The 17886-nt window shown below is 68.4% G+C and carries 17 protein-coding genes; 13 read left to right on the top strand and 4 right to left on the bottom strand.

Annotation, left to right across the window (positions count from 1 at the left end):
• Positions 1-22 precede the first annotated feature (22 nt).
• Positions 23-1033: a zinc-binding dehydrogenase gene (locus tag ACIA5H_RS25300; protein ID WP_397077678.1), complete on the top strand. Its 1011-nt coding sequence runs from the start codon at positions 23-25 to the stop codon at positions 1031-1033.
• 564 nt (positions 1034-1597) lie between these two features.
• On the opposite strand, the gene ACIA5H_RS25295 is transcribed toward ACIA5H_RS25300, so the two are convergent.
• Positions 1598-2494, bottom strand: coding sequence for a helix-turn-helix domain-containing protein (locus tag ACIA5H_RS25295; RefSeq protein WP_379252811.1), 897 nt, complete (start codon positions 2492-2494; stop codon positions 1598-1600).
• A gap of 254 nt (positions 2495-2748) precedes the next feature.
• Here ACIA5H_RS25295 and ACIA5H_RS25290 point away from each other — a divergent pair, with 254 nt between their 5' ends.
• From ACIA5H_RS25290 to ACIA5H_RS25275, 4 genes are all read left to right on the top strand, one after another.
• On the top strand, positions 2749-3582 hold the full coding sequence (locus ACIA5H_RS25290) for an SAM-dependent methyltransferase (RefSeq protein ID WP_355080513.1): 834 nt from the start codon (positions 2749-2751) through the stop codon (positions 3580-3582).
• A gap of 26 nt (positions 3583-3608) precedes the next feature.
• On the top strand, positions 3609-4076 hold the full coding sequence (locus tag ACIA5H_RS25285) for a hypothetical protein (protein ID WP_355080515.1): 468 nt from the start codon (positions 3609-3611) through the stop codon (positions 4074-4076).
• Between the two features lie 173 nt (positions 4077-4249).
• Positions 4250-5170 carry an SAM-dependent methyltransferase gene (locus tag ACIA5H_RS25280; protein WP_356965310.1) on the top strand — a complete coding sequence of 307 codons (921 nt, stop codon included), beginning with the start codon at positions 4250-4252 and terminating at the stop codon, positions 5168-5170.
• Between the two features lie 15 nt (positions 5171-5185).
• Complete coding sequence (locus ACIA5H_RS25275; RefSeq protein WP_397077674.1) at positions 5186-5890, top strand: DUF6081 family protein; 705 nt, start codon at positions 5186-5188, stop codon at positions 5888-5890.
• Between the two features lie 106 nt (positions 5891-5996).
• On the opposite strand, the gene ACIA5H_RS25270 is transcribed toward ACIA5H_RS25275, so the two are convergent.
• Positions 5997-6191, bottom strand: coding sequence for a hypothetical protein (locus tag ACIA5H_RS25270; RefSeq protein WP_356965312.1), 195 nt, complete (start codon positions 6189-6191; stop codon positions 5997-5999).
• Between the two features lie 407 nt (positions 6192-6598).
• On the opposite strand from ACIA5H_RS25270, the gene ACIA5H_RS25265 reads away from it, so the two are divergent.
• The gene (locus ACIA5H_RS25265; RefSeq protein WP_379252809.1) at positions 6599-6895 is read left to right on the top strand and encodes a hypothetical protein; all 297 of its coding nucleotides are present in this window, start codon (positions 6599-6601) and stop codon (positions 6893-6895) included.
• 431 nt (positions 6896-7326) lie between these two features.
• A complete protein-coding gene (locus ACIA5H_RS25260) occupies positions 7327-8757 on the top strand; it encodes an AIM24 family protein (protein ID WP_397077671.1) in 1431 nt (476 codons plus the stop codon).
• Positions 8758-8773: 16 nt separating this feature from the next.
• On the opposite strand, the gene ACIA5H_RS25255 is transcribed toward ACIA5H_RS25260, so the two are convergent.
• Positions 8774-10525, bottom strand: a complete 1752-nt coding sequence (locus tag ACIA5H_RS25255; RefSeq protein WP_397077669.1) for a metallophosphoesterase — start codon at positions 10523-10525, stop codon at positions 8774-8776.
• Positions 10526-10614: 89 nt separating this feature from the next.
• Positions 10615-11127 carry a DUF664 domain-containing protein gene (locus ACIA5H_RS25250; protein WP_397077667.1) on the bottom strand — a complete coding sequence of 171 codons (513 nt, stop codon included), beginning with the start codon at positions 11125-11127 and terminating at the stop codon, positions 10615-10617.
• A gap of 213 nt (positions 11128-11340) precedes the next feature.
• Between ACIA5H_RS25250 and ACIA5H_RS25245 the strand changes: the two genes are divergently transcribed.
• The 6 genes from ACIA5H_RS25245 to ACIA5H_RS25220 all read left to right on the top strand — a co-directional run bounded on the left by ACIA5H_RS25245 (position 11341) and on the right by ACIA5H_RS25220 (position 17820).
• Entirely contained in the window at positions 11341-11685 is a 345-nt protein-coding gene (locus tag ACIA5H_RS25245) for a hypothetical protein (RefSeq protein WP_364433454.1), read from the top strand.
• A 560-nt stretch (positions 11686-12245) separates the two neighbouring features.
• Entirely contained in the window at positions 12246-12800 is a 555-nt protein-coding gene (locus ACIA5H_RS25240; RefSeq protein ID WP_364433457.1) for a hypothetical protein, read from the top strand.
• Between the two features lie 238 nt (positions 12801-13038).
• Entirely contained in the window at positions 13039-14241 is a 1203-nt protein-coding gene (locus ACIA5H_RS25235) for a transcriptional regulator (RefSeq protein ID WP_379252805.1), read from the top strand.
• A gap of 106 nt (positions 14242-14347) precedes the next feature.
• Positions 14348-15865: an aldehyde dehydrogenase family protein gene (locus ACIA5H_RS25230; protein ID WP_397077664.1), complete on the top strand. Its 1518-nt coding sequence runs from the start codon at positions 14348-14350 to the stop codon at positions 15863-15865.
• Positions 15865-16266 (top strand): DUF779 domain-containing protein, encoded by a 402-nt coding sequence (locus ACIA5H_RS25225; protein WP_356965322.1) that lies wholly within the window; start codon positions 15865-15867, stop codon positions 16264-16266. Before ACIA5H_RS25230 ends, ACIA5H_RS25225 begins: the two co-directional genes overlap by 1 nt.
• A 144-nt stretch (positions 16267-16410) precedes the next feature.
• Positions 16411-17820 (top strand): MDR family MFS transporter, encoded by a 1410-nt coding sequence (locus tag ACIA5H_RS25220; RefSeq protein WP_397077661.1) that lies wholly within the window; start codon positions 16411-16413, stop codon positions 17818-17820.
• Positions 17821-17886 lie beyond the last annotated feature (66 nt).

Below are 17886 nucleotides of genomic sequence, written 5' to 3'. Positions count from 1 at the left end.
TCGGCCTGCTGAGGAGTTGAACATGCTTGCTGGACGACTGTTCCCGCGTGCCGCCGACGGGCATCGGTTCCGCCTGGAGGACGTCCCGGTGCCGACCCCGGGCCGGGGTCAGGTACTGATCGAGGTAGCGGCCGCCGGTGTCTGCCTGTCGGATGTCCACCTCATCGAGGGCGTGCTGTCGCCGATGTACCTGGCCGGCGACGCGGTCACCCTCGGGCACGAGGTCGCGGGTACGGTGCACACCGTCGGGCCCGAGGTGCAGGGTCCCCAACCGGGCGACCGGGTGTTGTTGCAGGCGGGCGAGATCCGGGACGGCAAAACATACACCCGCGGCGTGGACTACGACGGCGGCTGGGCGGAATACGCGCTGGCCGCCGCGGACACCCTGGTGCCGATTCCCGACGACCTACCGTTCGAGCAGGCCTGTTTCATCCCCGACGCGGTATCGACGCCGTGGGCCGCCATCACCCGTACCGGTCAAGTGCGGGCCGCGGAGTCGGCCGGCGTGTGGGGCGTGGGCGGGCTCGGCGCGCACGGGGTGCAGTTGCTCCGGCTGATCGGCGCCGCACCGATCATCGCGGTCGATCCCTTGCCCGCCGCCCGGCAGCGCGCGCTCGAATTCGGGGCGGACCTCGCACTCGATCCGTCCGACCCGGAACTGGCGAAAAAGGTGTACGCCGCCACCTCGGGAGCGGGACTCGATGCCGCGTTCGACTTCGCAGGCTTCGCGCCCGTGCGCGAACAAGCCGTCGGATGTCTCGCCGACGAGGGACGCTTGGTGCTGGTCGGGCTCACCGACAAGCCGATCACGATCACCAACGGCACCATCTTCAGTTTTCGGCAGCAACAGCTGCGCGGGCATTACGGCTCCGAGCCCGACCATGTGCTCGAACTCGTGCGCCTGCGCCGCGCGCATCGGCTCGATTTCGCCAAGTCGGTAAGTGCCGTGCTCCGCCTGTCCGAAGCGGACAAAGCGGTACACGCGTTGGAAAGCAAGGAGGGCAATCCGATCCGGATCGTGCTGACGCCGTGAACTATCGGCAATCCGGACATCGGAGCGGGTCGCGACGGCTCCGCCGGCGACCCCAACTCGCGTTGGGGTCGCCGTGGCCGAACCAGCCAGTGCCCGAGCCGATCCTCAGACCCCGACCTCGACAGGGATACTGCCACACCACGGCGGCCGCGTCGCATCGGTGATCGTCCATCGGTACGTACATGCGCGCGTGCATGTGCATTGGCGCCACCGGTCTCGAAAACCTCGAAAATCGAGGTGAACGCAGGCTGATCGATAACAAATCAGTATCGGATGCAATGCGGCGATATCGAACTGTTACCTTCTGCAGATCGCATTTCACCGAGTTCGCGCCGACGACAACGGATTTCACGTCACGGAGCGAGGATTCGATTCGGAGCCTTCGCTCTCCGCCGCTCCGCGCCGACCGACCGGTTTCCGAACGCACGACGCCATCCCGCCATCGACAGCACGCCGCGGCGACTCCTCGGTCGCCCGCGACCCTTTTGGCAAACTTCCCGCGCCGAGCCGGCGCACACACGTCGAGCACGGATACCGCACTCGGCAACAACGATCGAGTCAGTCCTATTCGCCCGATTGCGGCTCGGTGAGCAGCTCGCGCAGGAAGCGCACGCTCTCGGCCGGGGAAAGCGCCTCCACGCTGATCCGGTTCATGACCGACATGTACAGCTCGACATCGCGCTGCTTGTCGAAATACAGGGAACTGGTGAGCTGCTCGGTGTAGACGATGTCGGGCAGCTCGGGCTCGGGAAACCGGAGGATGCTGAACGGACCGCCCGCGGCGGAGTGCCCACCCGCCGCATACGGCAGCACCTGGATCCGGATGCTGGGACGGTCGGCCATTGCTACCAGATGCTCGATCTGCTCGCGCAGCACCTCCACTCCGCCGACCGGCCTGCGCAGCGCGTTCTCGTCGATGACAGCCCATAGCGTGGGAGCGGCGGCACGGTAGAGGATCTGCTGGCGGCGCATGCGAATGGCGACGCGGCGTTCGGTCTCGTCGGTATTGCCCAGCTGGATCACCGCCCGTGCGTAATCGGCGGTCTGCAGCAGCCCGGGGACGAACTGCGCCTCGTAGGTGCGGATCGTGGTGGCGGCCTGTTCGAGGCCGATGTAGGTCTCGAACCACGCCGGGAGCAGATCGCTGTAGTGCTGCCACCACCCCGGGTCGTTGGCCCGCCGAGCCAGTTCGAAGTACGTTTCGCGTTCAGCGGGGTCGACAACTCCGTAGAGGTTCAGCAGGTCGTGCAGATCGCGTTCCTTGAACCCGGTCCGGCCCAGCTCCAGCCTGCTGATCTTGGCATGCGATCCACGGATCGCGTCGCCGGCCGCCTCCCTGCTGATTCCGCAGCCCTCGCGCAGCTGACGCAACCGGCTGCCGAGCGCGATCCGCAGTACCGTCGGACCACGTTCTGCCGCAGGGAATTCGGCGTTGTCACCACTGTCCTCGTCGTTGGTCATGCATGCCTCCGGCCGATCGGGGGTTAGACCGCGCGGCGTAGTGCCTCCACCATCACAGCTGTCGGAACGTCGGCTGACGATCCTACTCGGCCGCACGCAAACGCCGGCCCGGACGCGAGCGCGCGCCGCGAATCGGATACGCACGAATGGATTCGCAAGAGCGCCAACGCAATATCCGGGCCGGATTCCCCGGCGCGCCGCGACGGCTGTGCGTAGAGTCGCCCCCGACGGTGGCCACGCGGAGGAGGAGCGCCATGACGTCGGCAGAGGGATCGACCCGACTAGCGGGTGTGGACCCGGAGATACCCAGTATCGCGCGGGTGTACGACTATGCCCTCGGCGGGACGGACTGGTTCGAGTCCGACCGGCAGGTGTACCAGCGCTTGAAGAAGGCGGTGCCGCACCAGGACGACGTCGGCGCCGCGAATCGGCGCTGGCTCGAGCGGGTGGTCCGGTACGTCACGCGGTCGGCGGGTGTCGACCAGGTTCTCGATCTGGGCAGCGGGCTGCCCACGCAGAAGAACACCCACGAGGTCGCCCAGGAACTCGGCGCCGAGGTCGCGGTGGTCTACGTGGACAACGACCCGATCTGCGCCGCGCGCGGGCGCAAGCTGCTGGAAGCCAACGAACGCACGCACTTTCTCGACCTGGACCTGACCCGGCCGGACGACGTGCTCGACGACCCCGCGGTCAACGGCTACCTCGATCTGACCCGACCGGTGCTGCTGATGCAGTGCGGCACCTTGCACCACGTCGACGACGATCGGGACCCCGCGGGCATCATGCGGCGGTATATCGATCGCCTCGCCCCTGGGTCCTATGTGATGATCAGCCACTTCTTCGATCCGGCCGCCGAGAGCGAACAACTGCACGCGCTGGCCAGACTGGCCGAACGAGCACTGCACGACGGGGGCCTCGGCACCGGACGCTGGCGCACCCGCGCGGAGATCCAGGCTTTCTTCGACGGATTGGAGATGGTTCCACCGGGATTGGTGGAGCTGCACGAATGGTGGCCCGGCGGCCCAGCGCTGCGCACGCCGTGGCCGGATGAACGTCTCATGCTCGGCGGCGTCGGCCGCAAAACCTGAACCCGTCCCCCACCACGGAGCCCGACATGACATCGAACGACGTGCGGATCACCGATCAGGACATCCAGGACAAGCTGACCGGTGTCCTCGGCTTCACCAGCATCGACCTCGCCACGTCGAAAGCGGGCGTGAACTGGTGCTCGAACGCGTTCTTCGCCGAGCTCAACGGCGATCCGTTCCGCTTGACGCTCGTGCTCGAGTCGGGCGGACGGACGTTGGACTGCTTGCGCGCCAATCCCAGCATCGGAGTCAAGGTCGTCCCCGACGGATTCCTCAACCCGTTCGCACAAGGCCTCGGCACGGCCGTGGTCCGCACCGGCGCGAGCGAGCGGGAGGAGACGTTCCGGACGCTGTTACGGAAGGAGCCACAGATCGAACCGTTCTTGTCCACGCCCATCGAGGCGGTGGAGGTGCACATCGACTGGTGGCGCGTGACGCATGTCCAGGGCGGGTGGCTGCCCGGACGGGTGCTGTACCGGCCCGGCGCGTCCTGAGTCGTCGCCCGCGACCGATGAATACCGACCGGTTCCCATGCCCAGTCGCGCTCGGCAAGACCACCATGGGTTCACGAAAGCAGCACTGGCCGAATGCATCCGCACGGATTGCTCCCCGATTCGGCGGTCCCTAGGCTGGTGAGCCAGGCGACGGAAACTAGAGAGAGGTCTCCATGTCCGATCCCGCTCCCCAGACCGGTGTCCGCGCGCCGGTAGGCGTGGACACGACACGCGCGAGCATCGCCCGCGTCTACGACGCCACCCTCGGTGGCAAGGACAACTACGAAGTAGACCGCTACGTACGCGACCGAGTCGCCGAAGTCGCACCGCGGCAGAGCGACGTGGCCCGCATGAATCGCCGCTGGCTGCACCGCGTCGTGCGCTATCTGGCCGGGACCGTCGGCATCGGCCAATTCCTCGACATCGGCGCCGGTCTGCCCACCGTCGGCAACACACACGAGATCGCGCAACAGCAGAACCCCGCGGCGCGCGTGGTGTACGTCGACAACGATCCGGTGTGCAACATCCACGGCCGCGTACTGCTCGAGCGCAACGAGTTCACCCATTTCGTGCCCGCGGATCTGACCGCCCCGCAAACCCTGCTGGCGAACTCCGAGGTGACCCAGCACCTCGACCTCACCCGACCGCTGGCGCTGATCCTGTGCGGCATCCTGCATCACGTCGACGACGATCTCGATCCGGCGGGGATCATGCGTCAGTACATCGATGCGCTGCCCGCCGGCTCCTACGTCGCGATCACGCATTTCTACGATCCCGCCGACGGCGGCGAGGCGCACGAGATGGCCATCGAGCTGCAACGGCGTTTCACCGAAATGGGCCTGGGCTCCGGGTGGTACCGCACCCGGGAGCAGATCGCCTCGTACTTCGGCGATCTGGAACTGATCGAGCCCGGTCTGGTCGAACTCGACGACTGGTGGCCGATGGGGCCCGCGCTGCGGCCGCGGCTGACGGAGGAACGTCTGCTGCTCGGCGGCGTCGGCTATAAGTCCGGATCGTCGAACGGCGTCGTGACCCCCCTGCGCCGCCGGGCGACCGAGGACGACCTATCGGATCCCCCCGAACGAATCGGCTGAAAGGTAACTGCCGCGATGATATACGACGACCTGAGCGGACCGGCTCTACGCGAAGACCGGTGGCGCTTCCTCGAAGTCCCCCTCGGACCGGACCAGACGTGGCGCTACGCCGACCCGGCCGCCCGCACCGAGGTCGGCGAGGGCGCGGTATCGGTCCGGATCGACGCCTTCACCCGATCCCACGCCGAGGTCCAGATTCTGGACAACCCGAAGCATCTGCTGGTGTCGACCGAAACGTTCGATCTCACCGGCGGACCGCGGACCTTCGCGGTGGAGCTGGCGGCGGAGAACATCGGCGTCACCGGCGAGGACTACCGGGACGGCTTCGCCGCGTTCAACGTCCTCGACATGAGCAGCGCCCAGGTCTTCGACCTCATCGCGACGAGCAGGCACGCGTACGCCATTCACGAGCGGCTGTTCGTGCCGGGCGTCGTCCCCGCGGAAGAGGCGTTCACCCACGTCGTGCACGCGCCCTTGGCAGGGGTCGACATCAAACCCGGCGAGTTCCACCGCTACAGCGTCACCATCGACCGTGCCGCGGGCACCGCAGGCTGGTACGTCGACGACATCCCGGTGTACACCACGCGCGCACCGCGGTTGCCGGAGACCGTGCAGATCGGTTTCGGCATCATCACCCTGCATCCGATCGAAGACGGCCGCAGCACGTCGCTGCGCGGGCAGGGACTGCACGCGTCGTGGCGCGACTTCACCGTGGCGTGACCGGATCCCGGCCTTCGAGCGGAGTTCCCCGAAAAGGAATGGCGCCCAGCCACATTCAGCTGGGCGCCAGGGTCGCCACCGCCTGCCGGGCGGCCGTTGCCGCCGATCAGACGCTCTCCTTGCGCGGCCATTCGACGTTGCGCGGGCGGGCGTACTCGTCCGCCAGGGCGTCCTCCTCGTTCATGTCGTACTCGTAGTCGTATTCGTCCGACTCCGCACGGCGGCGCGGATCCCACACCATCGCCACGGCCGACACGGCCAACAAGGTCACGACAATGGCCGCGATGACTACATAGAGCACGTCTTCCACCCTCCTGAAATAGACCGAACAGCACGCAGCCGTGCCGGATAAGCAACGCGCACAGCTTGTTTCACGCCGCTGGCATAGTAAGCCGGGCTGCCGGAAACCGGACATTCCGACGGCGGTTACCGACCGGTCGCCCCCGGATGCGGGCCGGTCGGCAACTCCTGCCGAATCCGCGGAAACGCCTCCGCGAATCTTCAGCGTCGCTTAGGCTCGTCACCGTCCCGGTGGCTCCGGGACATCCGGCGCGGCACCGCACGCCCAAGCGTGCCGCGATCGCTGGTGGTAGCGGTGGGGTTCACCCGAATAGATGAACCTCGCCGTCCCCCATTTTCTATGAAATCCAAAGGACATTCAGTGGGAATCACCCGCATTGGGCATCCTTCGAGCTACCGTCTTCGGTCATGGACGACATCGAACTGCAGCCACCGACCGTCGCCTCCGCCAAGCAGACCGGCCTGGTCCTGGACATCGCCGCGCTCGACATCCACAACCCGCTCGCCCGGCCGGGCGAGACCACCTATCCCTATGTTCGCTGCACCGACCACCGGGTTCTCCGGCTACCCGAGCCGTTGCACCGGTGGGCCACCGAAACTATCGCCCTCAACCACACCAAGCACGCCACCGGCGCGCTTCCCCTGTTCCCCGGACAGGTCGAGTTCGGCATCCTCGACGGCACCATGTACGCCGAAGTCCTCTGACCAGCCTCGAGCCCGGCAGACCCGGCCGGGCTCTTCCGGGTCACGGGGATTCGCCATAGCAGCCAGGCGGATTCGGCACCTCCGCTCGATCACTACCGCGCGCTGCCCCGTCACGCGATGAAGGCGCGGACACGTTCCCCGTCGCTCGCGCACAGATGGCGATCCGCCCGCACCGTGGCGACCTCGCGCCGGGTCACGTCGACGCGGGCGCCATGCGACGCTGTTGCCACTGTTCGGTCCGGTCGGCGAGCAGTTGCCGGTACCACATCCGACCAGCAAGCCCGGCCCGAGCGAATGGGGCTGCGTGACAAGAAAACGCCTGGTGGCCGCCCATTCCGGGTACGCGTGTGGCGCGGGTTGCGGGCGCACGACACACTGGAGCCCGTGAATCGCATGTCAACCCGACACCGCCGCGGATCGGACGGCCTGCCGTGACCGATCTCGCCCGCGGTGAGAACCGCCCCGCGCCCGGCGACCGGCTGGCGGTCACCGTCACCTGCTCAGCTCCCGTCGACGTATCGGCGCTGTTGCTGAACTCGGCGGGGCGCGTGCGCTCCGACGCCGATTTCGTGTTCTTCAATCAACCGGTCGCCCCGGGCGTCACCTACCGGCACGGCCAGGGCGCGGGCGACGTGGTGGACATCCAGACCGGCGCGCTGCCCAGCGACGTGGACCGCGTCGTGGTCACCGCGAGCCTCGACGGCAGCGGGCCAGCGACTTTCGCCGCCGCGGGCTCGCTGCGCGCGACCATCGCGTCTTCGTCGAGCACACTCGCCTTTCCGATGACGGGCTTGAGCACCGAGACCGCTGTGGTGTGCGTCGAGATCTACCGCCGCGGCGGCGGATGGAAAGTGCGTGCGGTCGGCCAGGGGTACGACAACGGTTTGGCTGGTATCGCAACGGCTTTCGGTGTGAACATCGATGATGAACCGGCCCAGCCGACCTCGTCACCCGCTCCCGCACCGGCATACCGACCTGCGCCGCCCCCGGCACACCAACCTGCGCCACCTCCCGCGTACCAGCCCGCGCCCCCGCCCGCCTATCCACCGCAACCGGCCTATTCCGCGCCGGCCGCCGCGGTGCCGCCACCACCGATGCCCTCACCTCAGCAAGGAGCGCTGCCGATGCAGAGCGAACTGTTCGCCCCCAGCCACGCCGAAGTCACCGGCGCGGGCATCCAGAAGCAGGGCGGCAAGATGATCAAGGTGGCCGTCAACGGCGAGGTCATGGCTCGGGCCGGATCGATGGTCGCCTACCAGGGCGATCTGCAGTTCCAGGCGCTCGGCGCGGGCGGGATCGGCCGGGCGATCCAGCAGCGGTTGACCGGTGAGGGCGTTCCGCTGATGAAGGTGTCCGGGCGCGGCGACCTGTTCGTCGCCAACGGCGCCGCCGACGTGCACACCATTGATTTGGACGGCACCGACGGCCTCACCATCAACGGCGCCAATGTGCTCGCCTTCGATTCCGGCCTGCGCTACGACATCCGGATGGTGCAGGGCGCCGCCGGATTCGCGAGCAACGCCGGGTTGTTCAACTGCGTCTTCACCGGCCGCGGCCGCATCGCCATCACCACGCACGGTACGCCCGTGGTGCTCAACGTCGACCAGCCGACCTACGCCGATCCGCAGGCGGCGGTGGCGTGGTCGTCGAGCCTGCAGACCGGCATCAAACGCAATGATTCGTTCGGGCTGGGCAGGCTGATGGGCCGCAGCACCGGCGAGGGGATGACGCTGTCGTTCTCCGGACGCGGCTTCGTCATCGTGCAGCCGTCGGAGCTGCCGCCGGGCGGTTTCGTCGGAGGCACCGGCGGCGGGCAGGAGGCCGGCCAGAGCGGCGGTGTGCTGGGCGGTCTGTTCGGCTGACCCGCGAGTTCGGCGTTCAAGCCTGGAGCGACACGAGTTCCACGACGGTGATGTCCGACGGTGCGCCGACCCGCACCGGCGGGCCCCACGCCCCGGCCCCCCGGGAGACGTACAGCTGGGTGTCGCCGTACCGTTCCAGCCCGGCGACGGTCGGATTCGCCAGGCCCGCAAGGTAATTGCCCGGCCAGAGCTGGCCGCCGTGGGTGTGGCCGGACAGCTGCAGGTCGACGCCGTGCGCCACCGCGTCCTCGATCAGCACGGGCTGGTGCGCCAGCAGCACGGCGGTGCGCGTGCGGTCGCGGTCGCCGAGCGCCTTGCCGAAGTCCGGGCCCTGTCCGGTTCGCTCGCCCTGCACGTCGTTCACGCCCGCCAGGTCGAATCCGGGCAGCTCGGCGCGAGCGTTCGCGAGCAGATGCATGCCGAGTTCCTGCACATGCTCCACCCACTGCTCGGCGCCGGAGAAGTATTCGTGGTTCCCGGTCACGAAGAACGCACCGTGCCGGGCACGCAGTCCGGCCAGCGGCTCGACGGCCGAGCGGAGGTGTTCGACGCTGCCGTCCACCAGGTCGCCGACGACCGCGACGAGGTCGGGCCGGGTGTCGTTGACGGTGCGCACCACGCGTTCGGCGAAGCCGCGTCCCAGGATCGGGCCGAGATGCACGTCGCTCACCACCGCGATGCGGAACCCGTCCGCTCGGCGCGGCAACTTCGCCAGCGGCACGGCGACCCGCTTCACACCGGGTCCGTCCAGCACGCCATGGGCGCCGATACCGACCGTGGTCGCGGCCGCGGCGACGGCGGCGCCACCCATCACCCGCGCGACGAAGACACGGCGCGGCACCCGGGTCAGCGGGGACTCGGCCGGAGCGGTCGTGCCCCGCGGGGACTCCGGAGCGGAGACGGTTCTCGCCGAGGTGGAACCGCTTTCCGCTGAAGACTCCAGCTCAGACCCGGCCCTCGCCAGCGACTCCGGCCCAGCCCCAGCCCCAGCCCCAACCGACGACTCCAGCCCAGCCCCAGCCCCAACCGACGACTCCAGCCCAGCCCCAACTCCAGCCGACGACTCCGGCGCTGACCCAGCTCCCGCTGACGGCTTCAGCCCAGACTCGGGCCCCGCCAACGACTCCGGCGCCAACTCGGCTCCCGCCGGGACCGCCGCCCCGGACCCCGCCCCCGCCAACGACTCGGGCCCGAGCCCAGCTCCCGCTGGGAACTCCAGCTCAGACCCGGCCCTCGCCAGCGACTCCGGCCCCGCCAACGACTCGGGCCCCAGCCCCGCTCCCGCTGGGAAATCCAGCTCCGACCTTGCCCCCACCAACGACTCCTGCACGGCTCCCGCCGAGGCACCCGGTCCCAACCCGGCTCCCGCGACGGACTCCGACGCGAACCCGGTTTCCGCATGTGTCTTCGGTTCGCGTGGCACCCGGCCTCGATCAGACCAGCGCAGCGCCAAAGCTCGAATCGGCTCGCCGGCCACCAGCGCGAACAGCAGGTATATGAACAACGCGCCCCACAGGTAGCCGGGCCAGGCGATGATCCGGATCAACGCGAACGGAGCGGACGCCAACTCCGCCACCGTCGTGCCCAGCAGCAGCAAGGGTCCTGCCAAAGCAACGGAGGTGCCGACGCGACGCGCGCGGGAAGCCGCTGTGGTCGTGTCCCGCACGAGTCGCCGCCATATATACCAGTGCGCGCCGACCACCGTGAGCACGACGACTCCCACGAGAACGAGCACGGCGACACCGACCAGAACACTCTTCACGACCACGGCGGCACTCTCTGTGAACATTCGGCTTGCGCGGCATCAACTTACGTCACAGCGCGGGCCGCGCAGAGCCGGCGACTTCCCGGTGCCGGTTATCTCCTTCGTTCCAGCACGCCGCGCAGAAACGCCGCTTGGCCCGCATGCTGCAGATCGTCCGAGATCACGCTGACCAGCCGCACACCCAGCGTCACCGGCGGATCCCATCGGGTGTCCACGACGCGGTCCAGATCGCCGTCCACCAGTCCCCGGACGAAGCGCAGCGTCTGTTCGTGCACCGCGTCGTAATACCCCGTGAGCAACTCGGCGGGCGCTCGGACCACCGCGACGTCGGCGGGCTGGTCGCCGTAGCCGGTCGCGCCCTTGTCGATGGGTAGCCCGAAGCGGTCGTACCAGCCATGGGCGGTCCAGACCTGCTCGATACAGGCCACATCCGCGATGTGGTCGTCCTGCACACGAGTCAGATGCCAGATCAACCACGCGATCGAGTTGGCCCCCGCATCGATCCGGTGAGCGAGGATGTCCTCCCCCAGTCCGTCGACCGCTTCGTGCACCACCTCCCTGATCCGCTCGTAAGCGTCGGTCAGCACGTCGGCACTGGTCGCCATCAGTCGACTCCTCTCGAGTGTCCGCTGACCCGACGGTACCCAGCGTGACCGCCCGGCACGAGCGCCGACATGCCTGCCGCGAATTTTCGCACGACCGAACCACATTGAACGTACCGTTATTCAACGGTACGATGCGTGGTGGTGAGATTGGGTCGATGACCTTCCGAATCGGTCACCGACCGGACGATGACGTACCGAAGTGAGGAAGTACCGATGATTCACGACGTCGAGACCGGACGCGCCCGGCGAGCGGTTGTCCGCGTGGCGATGGTCGCCGCGCTCGCACTGACCCCCGTTGCCGCGGCCGCCGTGCCCGCGGTCGCCGCACCCGCCGTGGCGCAGCCGACCGTTACACAGACGGCCCAGGCCGACGAGATCCACGGCGGCTGGCACCGCCACGGCGGGTGGGGCCACGGCGGCTACGGCGGCTGGGGTGGTTACGGCGGATGGGGCGGCTACGGCGGCTACTGGGGTAGCCCGTTCGGCTACTGGGGCAGCCCGTTCGGCGTCTGGCCCGGCATCGCCTGGCTGCTGCCCGGCTCCGGTAGCGCGTTCTGAGCAGGAACGATCCCGCACAGTCGGCCAGGTGATCCCGGCTCCGCGCGGCATCGTGAGCGCGGAACCGGAATCATCTGCCGCCGTGGGCGAGACGGCTGGCGGCCGCAGCGCGGGCGCGATCTCGCCGACCACATCTGGACCCGGTCACCGGCTACGACACCGGACCCGGCTATCGCACTACCGGCGCCGCTGCCACCGCTCACCTGAGTGCAGTGGGGGGCATTGACGCAGCATCCCCGCAGCGTCCAGCGGTCCCTATCGACTGAATCACTCTCGGAACCAGGACTTTTTGCTGAAATCGCCCCACTCGTCTGACCAATTTTGCTGCGCCGCAAGTCAATAGCACATATTCGGCAATCGGCGGCATCGTATCGACGAAACCACCAGTGTCCCCGCATAATTCATGCTCGCATTCGTCGCGAGCGCAGCACGGATTTTTCCACGGAATTCGCAGAACGATTGCTTCGGGAATCCACTGCGGCCAGAATGGTGGGGCCGAGAACCGGCATCTTGGGGATTCGTCGGCACTCGTGGCCGACACGACTAAGTGGGGAAATACGATGAGAGTCAATAGATTCGCCGCAACCGCCCTACTCGCGGTCGGGGCCACCGGAATTGCGACGGGCGTCGCGCACGCCCAGCCCGCGACGCCCGCGCAGGTCAGTGTGCACGGTGTCGAGCAGGGCCTCGGTTTCACCTCGGCTCCCGCCGCCGACGGGACAGGGGTGGTCACCACCCTCGACGCGGGCACCTTCGCGTTGACGGCCGACGCCGCGGCGGTCGAGCTGCGGAGCGAAACGGGACAGGTCGTCGCGACGCTGCCGCTGGCGTTCCAGGCCTCCGGCGCGACCCACGGGCTGGCCCCCGCGATCACCGACGCGGGCCGCACCCTCACGGTGACGCCGGTGGGCTCGCCCGCCACCACCGAGCGCCTCAACCAGTTCGTCGGTGAGGACGAGACGCTCGCCCGCAAGCAGTACAACGCCGGGATCGGCGCCCTCATCGGCGCGGGGATCGGCGCCGTGCTCGGCTTCTTCCTCGGCGGGGTCGGCGCGCTGGTCACCATCCCGATCGGCGCGGGCATCGGTGCGCTGATCGGTTTCTCCACGCCGTAGTCGGCCGGTTCGGTGTGCGGCCGCCGCAGGGCGACCGCACACCGCTCGCCGGTCGAACCGCCGGGATTCCCTGGCGCGTGCGCTCGCGCGCCACTCGCCGAGGGGGACGCGGCGATCCGACCGTCGACGGTTGCCGTCCAGCCCCGTGGACCGCGAGCCAAAACCAAATGCCCGGCCGTGCGCTGGGGCATGATGGGATGGCACGGAGACGATCGGAGCGAGACACAGGATCCGCGAGATGGCACAGCGCAGTTCCCTCTCGCAGCGGCGCGCTGCACTGGAACAAGAGTGGTCCCGATGGATACCGGCCGGGACCCCGCAGGGTGATTCCGCGCTGCGCAGCGAGGTGGCGCAGTCATGGCTACGGTCGCTGCGCACCGTCGATCCGTCCTGCGAGCACGCGCCACTCGCCGACGCCGACGTGACCGCGCGCTGGGCCGCGTCTTCTTTGCGCACACCGGTATCCGAGTTGACCGATCAGTTGCGCGACATCACCGAGGGCGCGGGCTACGTCGCGGCGATCACCGACGAGACCGGAACCATCCTCTGGTCGCACGGTGGTCCGGTGATGCGCCGCCGCGCCGAACAGGTGAACTTCGCGCCGGGCGGTCGCTGGGACGAGGCGCACATGGGCACGAACGCGCTCTCGCTGGCGCTGCGCACCGAACAGCCGCACACGGTGTTCTCCGCCGAGCACTTGGTCGCCGCACTGCACGGCTGGGTCTGCTACTGCGCACCCATCCGTGGCGCGGACGGTCGCCAGCTCGGCGTACTCGACCTGTCCACCACCTGGGACCGCGCCCACCCGCTGGCCATGTCCACCGCCCGCACCCTGGTCACCGCCATCGAGACCAAGCTGCACCACCGGATGGCCGCGCCCGGGGTCCGGCTGACCTGCCTCGGCGCGGCCCGCCTGATCCGGGACGGCGCACCCGTCCGGCTGCGCCCGAGACACCTGGAGCTACTGACGCTGTTGGCGCTCGAGCCCGAGGGCTTCACCCACGAACGCCTGCACTTCGCGGTGTACGGCGACCGGCCGGTCGGCACGAGCACGCTCAAATCGGAGATGTCCTACCTGCGTCGCGCCACCGGCGGCGACATCACCAGCCGCGTCTATCGGCTGGTGAGCCCCCTGTCCTGTGACGCCGTGGACGTGCTCGCGGCGCTCGAAGCGGGCGACACCGCGACGGCGGTCGAGTTGTATCGCGGCCCCTTGCTGCCGGATTCGGACACGCCGGGCATCGTGCAGTGGCGCGAGTACCTGGAAGTCGGTGTGCGCACCGCGGTGCTGTCCAGCGGAAACGTCGAGCACGCGCTGCGCTACGGGGAGCGCGCACCGCACGACATCGAGATCCACGAACACGCGTTGCGCTTGCTTCCCCGGGGCGACGGACGCCGGGCGCTCGCGGTCGCCCGTTTGCACGGCGCGCTGCGCGACTGAGCTCGCGCGCCTCAACGTTTCGTCAACCCTCGCCGGGCATAGTGACCCGCATCACGGCCGATCCGCCGTGTGCACCACGTCCGCAACCAGCGAGGAGTCACCCGCCATGAGCTACGCGAAGCCGGGAACCGAGGGCAGCGTCGTCGAATTCGCCACGCGCTACGACAACTTCATCGGCGGTGAGTGGACCGCGCCGGTCGAAGGCCGCTACTTCGAGAACCCGTCGCCGGTGGACGGCCAGACGTTCTGCGAGGTCGCGCGGTCCTCGGCCGCCGACATCGACCTGGCCCTGGACGCCGCGCATCAGGCGGCCGACGCGTGGGGCGCGACGTCGACGACCGAACGGGCCAACATCCTCAACAAGATCGCCGACCGGATCGAGGACAACCTCGAGGCGCTGGCGGTGGCCGAGACGTGGGAGAACGGCAAACCGGTACGGGAGACGCTGGCCGCCGACCTGCCGCTGGCGGTCGACCACTTCCGCTACTTCGCCGGGGCGGTCCGCGCCCAGGAAGGCGGGATCAGCGAAATCGACGCCGACACCATCGCCTACCACTTCCACGAGCCGCTCGGCGTCGTCGGCCAGATCATCCCCTGGAACTTCCCGATCCTCATGGCCACCTGGAAGCTCGCGCCCGCCCTCGCCGCGGGCAACGCGGTGGTGCTCAAGCCCGCCGAGCAGACCCCGGCCTCGATCCTGAAGGTCGTCGAACTCATCGCCGATCTGCTGCCGCCGGGAGTCCTCAACGTGGTCAACGGCTTCGGCGTCGAAGCGGGCAAGCCGCTGGCGGCCAGCCCGCGCGTGGCCAAGGTCGCCTTCACCGGCGAGACCACCACCGGCAGGCTGATCATGCAGTACGCCAGCGAGAACATCATCCCGGTCACGCTCGAGCTGGGCGGCAAGAGCCCCAACATCTTCCTGCCCGACATCATGGCCGACGACGACGCCTTCCTGGACAAGGCCGTGGAGGGCTTCGTGATGTTCGCGCTCAATCAGGGTGAGGTGTGCACCTGTCCGTCCCGCGCGCTGATCCACTCCTCGATCTACGACGAGTTCATCGCCCGGTGCATCGAACGGACCAAAGCCATCCGCAGCGGCAATCCGCTCGACGAGGCCACCATGATCGGCGCGCAGGCCAGCAACGACCAGTTCGAGAAGATCCTGTCCTACATCGACATCGGCCGCCAAGAAGGCGCCGAAGTGCTCACCGGCGGCGGCCCGCGCAAGGTCGAGGAGTTCCCCGGCGGCTTCTACGTCGAGCCCACGATCTTCTCCGGCCGCAACGACATGCGGATCTTCCAAGAAGAGATCTTCGGACCGGTCGTGTCGGTGACCACGTTCGACTCCGTGGACGAGGCGCTGAAGATCGCCAACGACACCCTCTACGGACTCGGCGCGGGTGTGTGGACCCGGGACATCAACGCCGCCTACCGCTTGGGCCGCCAGATCAAGGCGGGCCGGGTGTGGACCAACTGCTACCACGCCTACCCCGCGCACGCGGCCTTCGGCGGGTACAAGAAGTCCGGCATCGGACGCGAGAACCACCGCATGATGCTCGACCACTACCAGCAGACCAAGAACCTGCTGGTCAGCTACTCGCCGGACAAGCTCGGATTCTTCTGATGCCGCAGCCGGTCCGCCGCGTCGAGTTCACCGGACCCGCGGAAGCGCTGCTGCGCCGACTGATCGAACAGCACGGTCCGGTGATGTTCCATCAGTCCGGCGGCTGCTGCGACGGCAGCGCACCGATGTGCTACCCGCGCGGTGAGTTCCGAGTCGGCGGGTCGGACGTGCTGCTCGGGTATCCGGCGGCGGACACCCCGTTCTGGATGAGCGCCGACCAGTACGACTACTGGCGGCACACCCATCTCACCGTGGACGTGGTGCCCGGCCGAGGTAGCGGGTTCTCTCTCGAAGCGCCCGAAGGCGTGCGCTTCCTGATCCGCTCGCGGCTGCTCACCGACGAGGAACTCGCCGTACTCGAAGCCGAGCCGCCACCCACCGGGGCGGATCTGTCCCACTGAAATCGGAGCACGGGCTGCTCACCGACGCTCCGGTGAGCAGCCCTTCCCGGTTCACAGGGCGGAAAAAAAATTCCATGCGGGAATAGTCGGCAACCGGATACGGTCGTTCGAGGTGGTTAGACAGGCGAACGAGAGGGGCCGCGGGTGGCGACCGAGACCGCGACGGTGTCCGTGGGTTTCCGATCCGAGCGCGGTGCCATCCTCGGCTCGCTGATGCTGGCGACCGCGCTGGTCGCGCTCGACTCGACGGTCATCGCCACGGCGGTGCTCACCATCACCGACAGTCTCGGCGGCTTCGCGCAGTTCCCCTGGTTGTTCTCCATCTATCTGCTGGCGCAGGCGGTGACGGTGCCGATCTACGGCAAACTCGCCGACACCGTGGGCCGTAAACCGGTGATCCTGTTCGGCATCGCGATGTTCGCGTTGGGTTCGCTGCTGTGCGGCGTCGCGACCAGCATGCTCGGACTGATCGTCTTCCGCGCCGTCCAGGGTATCGGCGCGGGAGCGATCCAGCCGATGACGATGACGATTGCGGGCGACTTGTACACGCTGTCCGAGCGTGCCAAGGTCCAGGGCTACCTGGCCAGTGTGTGGGCCATGTCGAGTGTGGCGGGCCCGCTGCTGGGCGGCCTGTTCGCCGAGTACGTCAGCTGGCGCTGGATCTTCCTGATCAACCTTCCGCTCTCCGCGCTCGCCGGATGGATGCTGGTGCGTAATTTCGCCGAGAGCGCGCCCCGGCAGCGGCAGAGCGTCGACTATCTGGGCGCGGCACTGCTGACGTTCGGCGCGGGCGCGTTGATCCTCGGACTGCTCGAAGGCGGGCAAGCCTGGGCGTGGTCGTCTCCGTCGAGCATCGGGATCTTCGCGGGCGGCGCGTTCGTGCTCGTGCTGTTCGGGCTGGTGGAACGCGGAGCGCGGAATCCGATCCTGCCGCTGTGGGTGTTCACCCGGCGCGTCGTGATCGCGAGCAGCTTGGCGTCGGTGCTGGTCGGCGCCGTCGTTCTCGGCGCGACCTCCTATGTCCCCACCTTCACCCAGGGCGTGCTGGGCACCGGGGCGCTGGTCGCGGGTCTGACGGTGGGCGCACTCACGCTGGGGTGGCCGCTGGCCGCGTCCCAAGCGGGAAAGGTGTACCTGCGCTTCGGCTTTCGCACCACTGCCTTGATCGGTAGCGGATTGGCCGCCCTCGGCGCCACCAGCACGTTGTTCATCACGCAGCATTCCACCCTGTGGCAGGTCGCGGCGTCCTGCTTCGTGATCGGCACCGGGATGGGACTGGTCGCCACCCCCACCTTGATCGCCGCGCAGACCAGCGCCGAATGGACCGAGCGGGGTGTGGTCACCTCGGCCAACATGTTCGCACGCTCGATCGGCAGTGCGGTGGGCGTCGCGGTGTTCGGCGCCATAGTGAACTCGCGCGTCGGCCATACCGATCATCCGGAGCCCGCCACACTGGCCTCGGCGGTGCATCTGGTCTTCGTCACGATCGCGGCGATGGCCGTCGTCCTGCTCGTCGCCTCGGCCATGATGCCCCGGCGCGCGGCGAACGCCTGAGGCGAGGCAGCGGGTTTTCGGAAGCGTTCGCCATCGCACCCAGCGCAAGCTGGGCGTTCCAACCGG

The sequence above is a fragment of the Nocardia sp. NPDC051900 genome, from assembly GCF_044452545.1.
In the GTDB taxonomy this organism is placed as follows: domain Bacteria; phylum Actinomycetota; class Actinomycetes; order Mycobacteriales; family Mycobacteriaceae; genus Nocardia; species Nocardia sichangensis.
This window is presented reverse-complemented; position numbering and strand designations above follow the sequence as displayed.

Coding starts and splice junctions, on each gene's coding strand:
- ACIA5H_RS25225 (WP_356965322.1), top strand. CDS start 15,865: ATGCCGCAGCCGGTCCGCCGCGTCGAGTTCACCGGACCCGCGGAAGCG.
- ACIA5H_RS25285 (WP_355080515.1), top strand. CDS start 3,609: ATGACATCGAACGACGTGCGGATCACCGATCAGGACATCCAGGACAAG.
- ACIA5H_RS25230 (WP_397077664.1), top strand. CDS start 14,348: ATGAGCTACGCGAAGCCGGGAACCGAGGGCAGCGTCGTCGAATTCGCC.
- ACIA5H_RS25250 (WP_397077667.1), bottom strand. CDS start 11,127: ATGGCGACCAGTGCCGACGTGCTGACCGACGCTTACGAGCGGATCAGG.
- ACIA5H_RS25245 (WP_364433454.1), top strand. CDS start 11,341: ATGATTCACGACGTCGAGACCGGACGCGCCCGGCGAGCGGTTGTCCGC.
- ACIA5H_RS25290 (WP_355080513.1), top strand. CDS start 2,749: ATGACGTCGGCAGAGGGATCGACCCGACTAGCGGGTGTGGACCCGGAG.
- ACIA5H_RS25235 (WP_379252805.1), top strand. CDS start 13,039: ATGGCACAGCGCAGTTCCCTCTCGCAGCGGCGCGCTGCACTGGAACAA.
- ACIA5H_RS25275 (WP_397077674.1), top strand. CDS start 5,186: ATGATATACGACGACCTGAGCGGACCGGCTCTACGCGAAGACCGGTGG.
- ACIA5H_RS25295 (WP_379252811.1), bottom strand. CDS start 2,494: ATGACCAACGACGAGGACAGTGGTGACAACGCCGAATTCCCTGCGGCA.
- ACIA5H_RS25265 (WP_379252809.1), top strand. CDS start 6,599: ATGGACGACATCGAACTGCAGCCACCGACCGTCGCCTCCGCCAAGCAG.
- ACIA5H_RS25300 (WP_397077678.1), top strand. CDS start 23: ATGCTTGCTGGACGACTGTTCCCGCGTGCCGCCGACGGGCATCGGTTC.
- ACIA5H_RS25240 (WP_364433457.1), top strand. CDS start 12,246: ATGAGAGTCAATAGATTCGCCGCAACCGCCCTACTCGCGGTCGGGGCC.
- ACIA5H_RS25280 (WP_356965310.1), top strand. CDS start 4,250: ATGTCCGATCCCGCTCCCCAGACCGGTGTCCGCGCGCCGGTAGGCGTG.